Genomic DNA, 12927 nt, shown 5'->3' with positions numbered 1-12927 from the left:
CCGGTCCCCCTTGTTGCTGCCCCGCGCTACGCCGTGCCGCAGATATAGCGCACCAGCTCGGGCGTGAGCCACCCCAGCGCCGCCAGCAGCACCACCCACACCGCCAGCAGAAAGTGCCAGTAGCGCGCGCACAGCGTCATGCGCAGCACCGCGCCCTCGCCGCTGCCCCGCGCCGCTACCGCGAAGCCCCAGCCCGCCAGGCCGCCCAGCACATGCAGGCCGTGCATCGCCGTCAGCAGGTAGAAGAAGCTGCCCGCGGGATTGCCTGCCGGCAGCACCTGCATCGTTCCCAGCGCCTGCCACGCCCATAGCTGCGACACAACGAAGCCTGCCGCGCCCAGTCCGCCCAGGCGCAGCGCATGCCGCGCCGTGGCCATATTGCCCTGGCGCGCGGCGCGCGCGCTCACTGCCATCGCCACGCTGCCCGCGGCCAGCAGCGCGGTCGACAGCCACACCTGCCACGGCAGCGCGATGCGATGCCAGTCCGGGCTGTCCATGCGCAGCGCATAGGCCGTCAGGAACAGCGCGAACAGCGAGGTCACCACGCCCATGAACACCCACAGGCCGATGCTGGCGGGCGCGCCTCCGCGCCGGCGGTGGTTGGCGGCGTTCTCGCCGGACGGGTTGCCGCCAAAGTCGTCGCGGCTGACCTTGTAGAGGGCTTCGGCATTCATACGACGGCTCCGCGGCTGGCGTGCGGTTCAGGCTCCGATCCACCCTGCTCGGGCGGCGCGTTCTGCGCGATAAAGTCCTCGCGCGCGCCCGGCACGCTGTAGGCATAGGCCCAGCGGTACACCACCGGCAGGTGCGGGCCCCAGTTGCCGTGCACGGGCGGCGTCTGCGGCGTCTGCCATTCCAGCGAGGCGGCGCGCCACGGGTTGCCGTCGGCCTTGCGGCCATAGCGCAGGCTCCAGATCAGGTTGAACACAAACAGCAATTGCGCCACGGCGACCACGAAGGCCGCCACCGAGATATACATGTTCATCACATGCGCCGATTCCGGGATAAAGGCGTAGTTCTCCCAGGCGTAGTAGCGGCGCGGCATGCCCAGCACGCCCAGGTAGTGCATCGGGAAGAAGATGGCGTAGGTGCCGATAAAGGTGATCCAGAAATGCGTGTGGCCCATGGTGTCATCGAGCATGCGGCCGGTCACCTTCGGGTACCAGTGGTAGATGCCGCCGAACACCACCAGGATCGGCGACACCCCCATCACCATATGGAAGTGCGCCACCACGAAATACGTGTTGGACAGCGGGATATCCACGCTGACGTTGCCCAGGAACAGCCCGGTCAGACCGCCGATCACGAAGGTGCTGATAAAGGCGATGGCAAACAGCATCGGCACCGAGAAATGGATATCGCCGCGCCATAGCGTGATGACCCAGTTGTAGACCTTGATCGCGGTGGGGATGGCGATGACCAGCGTGGTGGTGGCGAAGAAGAAGCCGAAGTACGGGTTCATGCCGCTGACGAACATGTGGTGCGCCCACACCACCACCGACAGCACGCCGATCGCCAGGATCGCCCATACCATGGTGCGATAGCCGAAGATGCTCTTGCGCGAATGCACGCTGACCAGGTCCGAGACGATGCCGAACGCCGGCAGCGCCACGATATACACCTCTGGGTGGCCGAAGAACCAGAACAGGTGCTGGAACAGCAGCGGGCTGCCGCCCTTGTACTGCAGCTGCTGCCCCATCGACACCATCGCCGGCATGAAGAAGCTGGTGCCCATGGTCTTGTCGAGCAGCATCATCACCGCCGACACGAACAGCGCCGGGAACGCCAGCAGCGCCAGGATGGTGGCCATGAAAATGCCCCATACCGACAGCGGCATGCGCAGCAGCGTCATCCCTTCGGTGCGCGCCTGCAGCACCGTGGTGACGTAGTTGAGGCCGCCCATGGTGGCCGCGACGATAAAGATCGCCAGCGACACCAGCATCAGGATGATGCCCCAGTCATGGCCTGGCGTGCCTGGCAGGATGGCTTGCGGCGGGTACAGCGTCCAGCCCGCGCCGGTGGGTCCGCCCGGCACGAAGAAGCTCGCCAGCAGCACGATCACCGACAGCAGGTAGACCCAGAAGCTGAGCATGTTCAGGAAGGGGAACACCATGTCGCGCGCCCCCACCATCAGCGGAATCAGGTAGTTGCCGAAGCCGCCCAGGAACAGCGCGGTCAGCAGGTAGATCACCATGATCATGCCGTGCATGGTGACGAACTGGTAGTAGCGGTTGACGTCGATGAACTCGAAGCGCCCCGGGAAGCCCAGCTGCATCCGCATCAGGTTGGACAGCGCCACCCCCACCAGCCCCACCACGATCGCCACGATGGTGTACTGCACGGCGATCACCTTGTGGTCCTGGCTCCAGACGTAGCGGGTCCAGAAGCTCTGCGGCGCATGATGGGCGGCATCGTCGGCGTAAGCCATGCGGGTCTCCTCCTTACTTCCTGGCCGGTGCGGGCGCCGCGGTGGGCGGCACGGCCACGGCCGTCGAAGTCGTATAGGTACCGGACGCGGCGCCGGGGGTCGCCGCGGGCGCGGCGGTGCCGGCGGCTGCCGTGGTGGCGGCACTGGTGTCGGCCGCGGGGCCGGCAGGGACATCCGCGGGCGCTACCGGCGCAACGGCGCCGCTAGTGGCCGCGCCGTTGCCGGCGGACTTGATGTACGCGGTCAGTGCCGCGATCTCGTCCTCGCTCATCGGCAGCTTCGGCATCACCGGCCCGAAGCCCTTCACCAGCCGCGCGTTCGGGTCGGCGATCTCCTTGTGCAGGAAGGCATCATCCACCCGGGCGCTGCTGCCGTCCGCAAAGGTTTCGGTCTTGCCGTACAGCCCCTTCCACGTCGGCCCCACGCCCGGATTGCCGTCGATGCTGTGGCAGGCGGTGCAGCCCTTGCTCTGCGCGAGCGCCCGGCCCTTCTCGATGGTGCCGGCGTCGCCGGCGGCGTCCGGCGCGGCGGCGGCCATCGCGGCCGGCGGCGCGGCTGCCCGGGCCAGCGTCATCGCAAAGGTCTGTTGCTTCGCCAGCCAGGCCTCATAGGCCGCCGGCTCTTCCACCACTACCGTGCCGCGCATGTTGTAGTGCCCCACGCCGCAAAGCTGCGCGCACAGGATATCGAAGCGCCCCGGCTGCGTCGGCGTGAACCAGAACGACGTGACCATGCCCGGCACCATGTTCATGCGCGCGCGAAACGGCGGCACGTAGAAATCGTGCAGCACGTCCTTGGAGCGCAGCAGCACCTTGACCGGCCGGTTCAGCGGCAGGTGCACCTCCGGCCCGACGATAACGATATTGTCGAGCCCGCGCGGATCGTCGGGGTCGAGCCCGAGTGGATTGGTGCCGGTGACAAAGCGCGGATCGGAGGCCCCCAGCTCGCCGCTCTTGCCGGGAAAGCGGAACGCCCAGGACCACTGCTGCCCCACCACTTCCATCACCATCGCTTCGCGCGGCGGCCGCACATAGTCGGCGTAGACGAACAGGCCCGGCGCCAGCAGCAGCACGACGCCCAGCGTGGTGCCCGCGATCAGCCACAGTTCCAGCCTGGTGTTCTCCGGCTGGTAAGCAGCGCGGTGGCCAGTGCCGCCATTGGGGTGCGGCGCCTGGTGCCGGTAGCGCCAGACGATATAGCCGATAAACAGGTTGATGACGACGAAGAAGAGCCCGGTGATGACAAGGGTAATGGTCAGCGTGTCGTCCATCTGCTTCCAGTTGGACGCCAGCGGGGTCGCCCACCACGGGCTCATGAAATGGAAGAGCACCGAAGCGACGACGATGACGACGAGTGCGATGGCAATCGCCATATCCACCCTCCTCCTCGCGTGCGGCGAGGGATGCGCAAGTCACGCAGGTAGAGATAAGACTAGTGCATGTCGTCAGGTCACTGCAAGGCGACACGGCAGGGGCCGCATGCGGCATCGCACCAGGCGTTTCTGCAGCGATGAATGTGGCACGCGCACCAGGGCGCGCCAGGAAAAAGCGGCGGACGGAACGCTGGTTCCGCCGCCGCGGACGCCGCGCGCGGGCCCGTGTAGTGGCAAATGCGAGCGGCTAAATCGCCATGCCGGCGCAGTGCGGCATCCATGCGGGCGCAGTGTGTGGCCGCGCAGTGTGGTCGCTGTGTGCGTTCAGTGCGACACGTCCTTGCTTTCCAGCTTCCAGTAGCACGCCGCCGCGGCCACACCGAAGATCAGGTGGCCGATAAAGGTATGCCAGCCGCGCACTTCCATAAACCACGGGAACGCGCGCGTCATCACATAGAAGTTGAAGAAGTAGACCACCAGCCCGAACACCGCGCCGGCCAGCATCGCCATGCCAAGGCTGGAGTCGAGCGTGAATGGCGCGATGATCGCTGCCAGGATCATGCCGAGCACCGCGCCCAGCACGAAGTGGATGATCAGCGCGGCGGCCACGGTGCCGACGCTGAACAGCGACGTCTGCAATACCTCGCGCCCCATCACGATCGCCGCGATCATGCGCGTGGCGACCCACGGGTTGACGCCCGACACCATCGACGACCAGAACAGCTCCAGCACCAGCAGCAACGCCCCGGCAGCCAGCCCTGACACCGCGGCCGCGGTCCAGTCCGGCTGCCGCCGCACGTAATGGTGCGATTGCATATGTAGTTCCATAACCACCTCCGTCTCTCTCAAATGGCGGGGCATGGACATCGTTGGGAACCGGCCCCGCGTATCTGATCAGCATAGGACACGTGGTTCGATCCTCGCGCGACGGACCGCGAAAAACGCATGGAGTGCGTGCGCCGCGCAACGCCCTGCGGCCGAGAGCGGCCGGGATGTGCGTGCACCGGTACTCGCGTGCTGGCTGCCGTGCGCGATACGGGACAATCCCGATGCGCGCGGCCTTGTATCGGGCACACACTGCCTATACTGGATGCACAAAAGAGAGAGACAGGAGACCGCCATGCTGCACATCACCGCGCATGATCTTGTATTCCTGATTCCGATGGCGCTGGTGGGCGTGATCGCCATGGGCTCGATCCCGGTGACCGCCAGATACCTGCGCATCAGTTGCCGGACCATCGGCGCCCTGATCGGCGCGCTGATCGCGGTGCTGGTGCTGGAGGCATTGCCGATACTGATCTGACGCCCGCGCAACGCGGGCTGTCAGGCAGGGTATTTCTGGAGAGGAGGGCCGCGATGTCGCTCGGCCTGATTGCCGCCGTCATGGCGGCATTGCTGTTCGTGACCGTGCTGCAGGCGATCTGGCGCTGCAGCCATCCGTACCGGATGCGCTACCGGCGCTGCGCGGCGCAACAGCGCCGCCGTGCCGGCTTGTGCAGGCAGGCGCCGCGCCGGCACTACGGCTAGGGCGGAGCTGCTTCGTCCCGCTTCACCCACTTCCCCAGGCGCTGCAAAAGCGCCTGTTGCGTTACAGCTCGATCATCGCGAACTCGGCCTTGCCGACGTCGCATTCCGGGCAGCGCCAGTCTTCAGGGATATCTTCCCAGCGCGTGCCGGGGGCGATGCCGTCTTCGGGCCAGCCTTGTTCCTCGTCGTAAACCCAGCCGCAGATCACGCACACCCAGGTCTTGTAGGCGACGGCGGCTTCCATTTGATCCTGCTGCAAAACACACTCCTGATTGGGCTATGGAACGGATTGTCCGGGCGGAATCATACCGGTTTTCCGGGGCAGGCCTGTTGCACCTGCGCCGTACGGCACCGGCAGGGGCTTCGCCCCCTTAGTGCTGGCGCAACTTTGTAACGCCGCCGTCATTCGCGCGCCATGCCCGGTGCGGTACGGCCCCGCTCATTGGCCGGGGCATCCCGCCAGGCACTGGCTATTTGGAGCTTTGCGCAAACCACTTCAGCAGTTCGTCGCTGATCAGCTGCGCGTTCATGTCTTCGTCGCTCAGCTCGGTGAACTTGCGCAGATTGGGGATCGACACGAAACCAGTGTTGCTGAACCGGTCGCCATGGCCGCGCGCGAGTTTGAACGCTCCCTTTGGTCGGATCGATCCCATTCCTCGGAATCGACCTCTTCCGACTCGTCGGACTCCGGAAGCTCCGATTCTTCGGGGTCTGACACATGACCCATCGAAGCTCGGCTTCTCCGCGTTTGGCGCCGCCCGCCATACGGCGGGCGGCCTGATCAGGGAACGGCCTACCCCCGAACGGCGAAGTCCACCCGGTTGGGCGCCCCCTTGTCCTTGATGCCGTCGATGCCGAGCTTCGGCGCGGTCAGGAACAGGCGGCTTTCCGGCACCTTCCCCTCGCGCTCCAGCGCCTGCTTGACCACCAGCGCACGCTGTTCGGCCAGGCGCCGGAGGTCGGCCTCGGTGACGGTGGCATTGGCCATCAGCAGCTTTTCCATTTCCTCGGCCGGCAAGGACTTGGTAAAGCCGATGAAGTTGCGCGGCTTCTTCATCGAGGCGCGCTTGTAGACTTCTTCCAGGTATTTCGGGTACTCCTGCTTCGATACCTTGATCTCGGCGCCCTGCTCGCCTGCTTCGCCGTCGCCGGCTTCATCGCCAGCCTGGGCGCTGGCGCGCAGGTCGCGGCGCTTCTGCTCGGTCACGCGCGCATCCAGCCAGGCGCGGCGCGCGCCGGCCTCGTCGGTGGCGGGGTCGATGCGACCGCTGATTTCCAGCCGCAGCGCGGGCCGGTCGTTGAGCGCCTGGCCAAGCTTGCCGATCTTGTCCTTTGCCGCGGGCGTCAGCGACGCGGTGCCGGGCGCGAATTCGACATAGCCCAGCTCTTCGCCGCCGCCCGCGCCGCCGAAGGCCGAACCAATCAGCGAGAACGGCGACGTGATGGCCTTGGTCAGCAGGTTGACGAGCACGCGCACGATCACGCCGCCGATGCTGAATTCCGGATCCGACAAAGAGCCCGACACCGGCAGGTTCACATCGATCACGCCATTGCGGTCCTTCAGCAGCGACACCGCCAGCAGCACCGGCAGCTTGGTCGCATCCGGGCTGTCGACGCGCTCGCCGAAGGTGAGCTGGTCGAGGAAGAGGTGGTTGCGCGCATCGAGCTTGCCGTTGTCGATCTTGTAGGCCACGTCGACGGTCAGCTTGCCCTTGGTGATCGGATAGCCGGCGTACTTGGCGGCGTACGGCGTCAGCCGCGTGAGCTCCACGCCGGAGGCCTTGGCGGCGATGTCCAGGAACAGTTGCTCGCCGAGCGGGTTGATCTTGCCGCTGATATTGACCGGGGCATCATCATCGATACGGCCGTCCAGCAGGAGATCAGCCGGCGTGGGGTCGCCCGACGACACCTTGGACACCGAACCCTTCATGCCGGTCAGGTTGGCGGTGTAGTTGGGCCTGACGAAGAAGTCCGAGAAATTGATGTTGCCCTGGCGGACCGAGACCCCGCCGATGCGCACCTGCGGCTTGGGACCGCCCGGCTTCTGCTCGAGCTGCGCGGTGCGGGTGTCGCCGGCCTGTACCGGCGGCGCTGCCGGCGCCGAGGCGGGGTTGGCCTGCGTCAGGCTGGTGGACGGCGCCGCCTCGCCCTTGGCCGCGCCGCCGGCCATTACGTCCTGCAGGTTGAGGCGCCCGTTGGCGTTCAGGATCACGCGCGCGTAGAAGTCATTGAGCGCGACGTTGCCCAGGCTCACGCGCATCGGGCCCTTGCTTTCGTCCATCGCGAAGTCGATGCCCGACACCGCCAGCGAACGCCAGCGCAGGAAGTCGTCGCCGCTGACGCGGTCGATCGTGCGCACGTTGCCGGTCTGCACATTGCCGGCAAACTGTGCGGCGACCGGCTTGCCGGTGGGCGCATCGACATTGAGCTTGCCCTTGACCGTCAGCGTGCCGCTGCGCAGCGCGGCGTTGAAGCGATCCGCAAGATATGGTTGCAGCGGGCTTATTTCCACCTGCTGCAGGTCGAGCTGCAGGCGGCTGGCCGGGACGGCCGGCAGCACCGAGCCATCGATGCCGATCACGCCGCGCTTGCCGGACTCGGCATGCAGCTTGACCGGCACCGCCGCCGGCGTCAGCGGCCAGGCGATGGCGCCGGTACTCAGCGCAATATTGCGGAACTGGTGGATCACCGGGCGGCCGCGATTGGCTTCGGCCGGCTGGTAGTCCGCCAGGCGCGCGCTGCCGCCTTCGACGATAACCTTGCCGATATTGGCGTTCCAGACGCCTGGGGGTTGCGTGCCGTTGGTGGTGCCGGTGGTGCTGGCAGCAGTGGGCGCCGGTGCAGCGCGGCGCGGCGTGGCGCGCGCCTGCTGCGTGGATTCGGCGGCCCACAGCCGCGCCATCTCGATCAGTTCGCCGCGATGGTCGCGCGTGGCGGAGACCTGCGGCTGCGCCAGCGTGACCTGGCTGGTGGCGAAGGTCTGCCTGGCGAGGTCGAACTGGATGCCTTCGAGCACCAGTTTTTGCGCGCGCAGCAGCGGCAGGTTGGCGCCGTTGCGATCGTCGCTGGACTCACGCGCGCGGTGGCCAGCGCGGTCGGCTTGCCCCTGCGTGTCGCTGGCGGCGCGTGCCGCCGCGGAAACCGGCATCGTCACCGGCTCGCGCGTGGCGACGTAGAGCGGCGCCAGCTCCAGCCGCGACTTCTCCAGCACGAACTGGAACTGCGGCGTGCCCCACGCCATGCGGTAATGCAGCTCGGCATTGACCGCGGTTTCGCCGAACTGGCTGCGCAGCTCGCGCGGCCACCATGCGGCAAACCCTTGCGGGCGCAGGCCGGCGGTTTCCAGCGTGCCGGCCAGCGTGCCGTCGCGCAGCAGCAGGTCGCCGGTATGGTGCAGCGTCTGGCCGTCGGCCACGGTCAGCGTGGCCTCGATGCGGGCCGGCTTGTCGCCCTCGGTGCCGGCGAAGCCCTTGACCTCGGCGTCGAGCGGGCCGAGCGTCAGCTTGCCGGGGCCGGACGGCGCCAATGCATCTTCAAACCCAAGCTTCGCCTGCTTCACCACGATGCGATCGACCGCGTAGCGCCACGGCTCATCTTTCTTCGCCACTGCCGGCGCCTGCGCGCCAGACGCCGCGGCGGGTGCCGATGCCGGCGCGGGCGCGGGCGCGACGCCATCGGTGGACTTGCTGACCGCCTGCGGCAGGAACGCCGTCGCCAGGTTCAGCGTGCCGTCCGCGCGCCGCGCGGCTTCAACGCCCAGCCCTTCGATCTCCACGCTGCGCAGCTGCGCGCGGTGCGCAAGGGGTTCAAGCTTGCCAATATCCACCGCCAGGCGGCCAGTCTTGAGCAGCGGCTGGCCGGCGCGCGTGCGGATATCCGCATCGCGCAGCGCGGCCGTTCCCGTCAGCAGCATCTCCTGCGTGCCCTTCTGCTGGCGGAATGCCACCGTCAGGCGCGTATCGAGCTTGCCAGCCTTGACCTCGGCATCGCGCAGCGGCGGCGCGAAAGCCATCAGCCGCGACACGTCGAGCGCGTCGAGGTTGACGTTCAGCCGCGTCTGGCGCGAATCGGCAAAGGGCAGCACCTCGCCGTCGAGCGCCAGCGGCGTGCCGTTGACCTGCGCGCTCAGCGTCGGGCGCGTAACGATCTCGACATCATGCGGCAGGTTGGACAGGAACGGCAGCGTCAGCGTCAGGTTGTCGACGCGCAGGCTGGTATCGAGCAGCTTGTCGTCATAGCGGAAGGTGCTGCCGGTCACGGCGATATTGTTGACCGAGAAGCGCGCCGGCTCGGCATCGGCCGGCTTGGGCGGCAGGGCCGCGAACTTGTCCTGGATATCGGCAAAGCTCATGCGGCCGTCGGCGCCGCGCACCACGTGCACCGCCAGCCGATCGACATGCAGGTTGTCGACCACCGGCGCCAGGTGCCACACCGATGCCATCGACGTATTGGCCTCGACCTGGCCCAGCGTCAGCGCGGGCGTCTTGCCGTCGCGCTCGTAGATGGTCAGGTCGGACAGCGTCGCCGCCAGTCCGAATGGCCGCACCTGGGCCTTGCCCAGCGTGACCTTGCGCCCGAGCGCTTCGGTCGCGTTCTTTTCGACCAGATATTTAAGCAGCGGCGGGCCGCCAAAGTAGCCAGCCAGCCCGAACACCGCGAGCGCGGCCACCACGCCGCCGACGACACGGGTAGCCAGGCGGCCGCGCGGCGTGGCGGCCACTGCCTGGATGGATTGCTTGAAAGCCATGACGTTCCAGAAGATCTGACCCCGCTTACCGGAGTTGCACGACAGTTTGTGCCCCGGATTTCACTTTTTGCCCGACATTATCGCAACGCTTTCGTACAAAGCAAAGAAGGCAAAGCTGTCTGTTCAAGGACGCAGACTATGGCTGACAGGCCGATCTGGTATCTTTACGGGCTTTGCGAAGCGTTTCGTCGCAAGCCTGCGGCTTACCCGCCACACTGTGCCTGCCTCACCTGCGCTGTTACCCTCCGGCCACACCCGCCACGTATTCCGTGTTGCGCGCTTCGCATGCGATCCCTTCCATGCGAGTCCATTCATGTCCACCACCAGCAGTACCGCCGCAGGTGTCGGCGCGCCAGGCCATACCAGTGCCAGTGCGCGCCCGCTGACCGGCCAGGATTACAAGACGCTTTCCCTTGCCGCACTCGGCGGCGCGCTCGAGTTCTACGACTTCATCATCTTCGTCTTTTTCGCGACGGTGATCGGGCAATTGTTCTTCCCGCCGTCGGTGCCGGACTGGCTGCGCCAGCTGCAGACCTTCGGCATCTTCGCGGCCGGCTACCTGGCCCGGCCGCTGGGCGGCATCATCATGGCCCACTTCGGCGACCTGCTCGGCCGCAAGAAGATGTTCACCCTCTCCATCCTGCTGATGTCGGTGCCGACGCTGCTGATGGGGCTGATGCCCACCTACCCGTCGATCGGCCTGGCCGCGCCGGTGCTGCTGCTGGTGCTGCGCATCCTGCAAGGCGCGGCTGTTGGCGGCGAAGTGCCGGGCGCCTGGGTTTTCGTGTCGGAGCACGTGCCGGCGCGCCATGTCGGCTACGCCTGCGGCACGCTGACCGCCGGCCTGACCGCGGGCATCCTGCTGGGCTCGCTGGTGGCCACCGGCATCAACACCCTCTTCACCCCGACCGAGCTGGCCGATTATGGCTGGCGCCTGCCCTTCCTGATCGGCGGCGTGTTCGGCATTGCCTCGATGTACCTGCGCCGCTGGCTGCATGAGACGCCGGTGTTTGCCGAGCTGCAGCAGCGCAAGGCGCTCGCCGCCGAGATGCCGCTGAAGTCCGTGATGCGCGACCACGGCGGCAGCGTGGCGGTGTCGATGCTGCTGACGTGGATGCTGTCGGCCGGCATCGTGGTGGTGATCCTGATGACGCCCACCTTCCTGCAGAAGCTGTATGGCTATGACGCGCGCACCGCGCTGGTCGCCAACAGCGTCGCCACGCTGTGCCTGACGGTGGGCTGCATCGTTTCCGGCGCGCTGGCCGACCGCATCGGCGCACGCCGCACGCTGTTCTTCGGCGGCCTGCTGCTGGCGATCTGCTCGTACACCTTCTACACCACGATCTTCACGCGCCCGGATCTGCTGCTGCCGCTCTACGCGCTGGCGGGCTTCCTGGTGGGCACCATCGGCGCGGTGCCGTTCGTGCTGGTCAATGCGTTTCCGGCGCAGGTGCGCTTCTCGGGGATGTCGTTCTCGTACAACGTGGCTTATGCGATCTTCGGCGGTCTGACGCCGATGGTGGTCACGCTGATGCTCAAGCAGGATCCGCTGGCGCCGGCGCATTATGTCGTGGCGCTGTGCGTGCTGGGGATGGTGACGGCGCTGTTTGTGAAGGACCGGTCGCGGGGTTGATACCGGCAGTCTGGCGACAGCTTTGCCAGCATCCGGGGAGGGCCTGGCGCCCTCCCTTTTTCGTTTGTATTTCCCCTCAGCGCCGATGCTGGCGGAAGAACTGCCACATCAGCGCGCTGGCGTCCGGCCCGATATCGCTGTGGTAGTGATAGCCGGCGTCGCCGCCGCTCCAGGCGTGTCCCAGGCCCTCCACTTCCACCAGCGTCACCAGGTCGCGGCTCCAGCGGCCGAAACGGTACTGGTGCGAGCGCCCCGTGCGTTCGTCCGCGACGTCCAACGGTGGCGCGGGCACCCCGGCCAGCCGGTCTTCCAGCCCGTTATAGGCCAGGAACTGCCGCGCCAGCAGCCGGCCATTGAGCGGGTGCACCGCGTCGTCGGCCAGGCCGTGGATCACCAGCGCCGGCATCTCCGGACCCCCGGTTGTCACGCCGGCGGCGTCAAGCAGCCATGACGGTTCGGCGGACGAGCCCTCCTGCATCGCCCTCAAGCCTGCGCGCGGATTATCGGCCGCGCCGATGACCACGCCGGAATGCATCGCCGCGGCGGCCACCTTGCCCGGATAGCGCAGCGCCACCACCGCGGCCATGGCCGCGCCGGCCGACATCCCAGCCAGGTAGATCTCGCGCTCGCGCACATCGTGGCGCGCTGCCAGGGCGTCGACCAGGGCGGCGACTGCCTGGGCTTCCCGGCCGCCTTCGGCAGCGGCCAGGTCGAACCATTGCCAGCAGCGCTGCACCTGGCGCCGCAGCGGCTGTTGCGGATAGGCAACGATGAAGCCCTCGCGCTCGGCCAGTGCATTCATGCGGGTGCCGGCGGACAGGTCATCCGGCGTCTGGCGACAGCCATGCAGCAGAACGACCACCGGCAACGGGCCGCGATGTGCCTTGGACGGGATATAGAGGTGATAGGAGAGCTGCGGCACCAGTTCGCCAGGCAGGGGCGCCAGGCGCAGGCGGTGCGCCTGCCACACGCCAGGCAGCGGATGCGACGGGGTATGCAACGGTGCCCGCGGCGCGCGAGGCGTGCGGGACCTGGCGGGCGCCTCAATGGGGCGTGCCGGGGTCAGTGGATTCAGCGAATCCATGCGGTCCAGCCAGGACTTTACCTGGGCTTCCGTGCGGGCCTGCGAGCGGCCCAATCGCCGGATACGCGCGTGCCAGTCAGCGGCAAGGCTTTTGGTCATGAGGACTCCTGGTCGTATGACGGAATCTCCCCCCCGG

Annotated in this window: 10 protein-coding genes; 3 read left to right on the top strand and 7 right to left on the bottom strand. The window is 67.2% G+C overall.

The window, feature by feature from the left end:
• Window positions 1-26: 26 nt before the first annotated feature.
• The 4 genes from AB1I47_RS17610 to AB1I47_RS17595 all read right to left on the bottom strand — a co-directional run bounded on the left by AB1I47_RS17610 (window position 27) and on the right by AB1I47_RS17595 (window position 4628).
• Window positions 27-674, bottom strand: coding sequence for a cytochrome c oxidase subunit 3 family protein (locus tag AB1I47_RS17610; RefSeq protein ID WP_354685027.1), 648 nt, complete (start codon window positions 672-674; stop codon window positions 27-29).
• Window positions 671-2428, bottom strand: a complete 1758-nt coding sequence (ctaD, locus tag AB1I47_RS17605) for a cytochrome c oxidase subunit I (RefSeq protein WP_354685026.1) — start codon at window positions 2426-2428, stop codon at window positions 671-673. Before ctaD ends, AB1I47_RS17610 begins: the two co-directional genes overlap by 4 nt.
• Before the next feature lie 13 nt (window positions 2429-2441).
• Entirely contained in the window at window positions 2442-3800 is a 1359-nt protein-coding gene (locus tag AB1I47_RS17600; RefSeq protein ID WP_354685025.1) for a cytochrome c oxidase subunit II, read from the bottom strand.
• A gap of 324 nt (window positions 3801-4124) precedes the next feature.
• A complete protein-coding gene (locus AB1I47_RS17595; RefSeq protein WP_354685024.1) occupies window positions 4125-4628 on the bottom strand; it encodes a hypothetical protein in 504 nt (167 codons plus the stop codon).
• 292 nt (window positions 4629-4920) lie between these two features.
• Here AB1I47_RS17595 and AB1I47_RS17590 point away from each other — a divergent pair, with 292 nt between their 5' ends.
• Both AB1I47_RS17590 and AB1I47_RS17585 read left to right on the top strand, forming a co-directional pair.
• Window positions 4921-5103, top strand: coding sequence for a hypothetical protein (locus AB1I47_RS17590; protein ID WP_354685023.1), 183 nt, complete (start codon window positions 4921-4923; stop codon window positions 5101-5103).
• A 53-nt stretch (window positions 5104-5156) separates the two neighbouring features.
• The gene (locus AB1I47_RS17585) at window positions 5157-5327 is read left to right on the top strand and encodes a hypothetical protein (RefSeq protein WP_354685022.1); all 171 of its coding nucleotides are present in this window, start codon (window positions 5157-5159) and stop codon (window positions 5325-5327) included.
• A gap of 61 nt (window positions 5328-5388) precedes the next feature.
• Here the strand turns inward: AB1I47_RS17585 and AB1I47_RS17580 are convergent, their stop codons facing one another.
• Together AB1I47_RS17580 and AB1I47_RS17575 are read right to left on the bottom strand one after the other, a co-directional pair.
• Window positions 5389-5571 (bottom strand): rubredoxin, encoded by a 183-nt coding sequence (locus AB1I47_RS17580; RefSeq protein WP_010811065.1) that lies wholly within the window; start codon window positions 5569-5571, stop codon window positions 5389-5391.
• Between the two features lie 549 nt (window positions 5572-6120).
• Entirely contained in the window at window positions 6121-10074 is a 3954-nt protein-coding gene (locus tag AB1I47_RS17575) for a DUF748 domain-containing protein (RefSeq protein WP_354685021.1), read from the bottom strand.
• A 313-nt stretch (window positions 10075-10387) separates the two neighbouring features.
• Between AB1I47_RS17575 and AB1I47_RS17570 the strand changes: the two genes are divergently transcribed.
• Window positions 10388-11707, top strand: coding sequence for an MFS transporter (locus AB1I47_RS17570; RefSeq protein WP_354685020.1), 1320 nt, complete (start codon window positions 10388-10390; stop codon window positions 11705-11707).
• Between the two features lie 76 nt (window positions 11708-11783).
• Here the strand turns inward: AB1I47_RS17570 and AB1I47_RS17565 are convergent, their stop codons facing one another.
• On the bottom strand, window positions 11784-12890 hold the full coding sequence (locus AB1I47_RS17565) for an extracellular catalytic domain type 1 short-chain-length polyhydroxyalkanoate depolymerase (RefSeq protein ID WP_354685019.1): 1107 nt from the start codon (window positions 12888-12890) through the stop codon (window positions 11784-11786).
• Window positions 12891-12927 lie beyond the last annotated feature (37 nt).

The organism is Cupriavidus necator (genome assembly GCF_040578825.1).
In the GTDB taxonomy this organism is placed as follows: domain Bacteria; phylum Pseudomonadota; class Gammaproteobacteria; order Burkholderiales; family Burkholderiaceae; genus Cupriavidus; species Cupriavidus necator_E.
Note: the sequence above shows the minus strand (reverse complement) of the source record. Positions and strands in the feature narration are given on the sequence as shown.

Excerpts from the sequence above, each read along its gene's own strand:
- AB1I47_RS17610 (WP_354685027.1), bottom strand. The coding sequence starts at position 674 with ATGAATGCCGAAGCCCTCTACAAGGTCAGCCGCGACGACTTTGGCGGC.
- ctaD (WP_354685026.1), bottom strand. The coding sequence starts at position 2,428 with ATGGCTTACGCCGACGATGCCGCCCATCATGCGCCGCAGAGCTTCTGG.
- AB1I47_RS17600 (WP_354685025.1), bottom strand. The coding sequence starts at position 3,800 with ATGGCGATTGCCATCGCACTCGTCGTCATCGTCGTCGCTTCGGTGCTC.
- AB1I47_RS17595 (WP_354685024.1), bottom strand. The coding sequence starts at position 4,628 with ATGGAACTACATATGCAATCGCACCATTACGTGCGGCGGCAGCCGGAC.
- AB1I47_RS17590 (WP_354685023.1), top strand. The coding sequence starts at position 4,921 with ATGCTGCACATCACCGCGCATGATCTTGTATTCCTGATTCCGATGGCG.
- AB1I47_RS17585 (WP_354685022.1), top strand. The coding sequence starts at position 5,157 with ATGTCGCTCGGCCTGATTGCCGCCGTCATGGCGGCATTGCTGTTCGTG.
- AB1I47_RS17580 (WP_010811065.1), bottom strand. The coding sequence starts at position 5,571 with ATGGAAGCCGCCGTCGCCTACAAGACCTGGGTGTGCGTGATCTGCGGC.
- AB1I47_RS17575 (WP_354685021.1), bottom strand. The coding sequence starts at position 10,074 with ATGGCTTTCAAGCAATCCATCCAGGCAGTGGCCGCCACGCCGCGCGGC.
- AB1I47_RS17570 (WP_354685020.1), top strand. The coding sequence starts at position 10,388 with ATGTCCACCACCAGCAGTACCGCCGCAGGTGTCGGCGCGCCAGGCCAT.
- AB1I47_RS17565 (WP_354685019.1), bottom strand. The coding sequence starts at position 12,890 with ATGACCAAAAGCCTTGCCGCTGACTGGCACGCGCGTATCCGGCGATTG.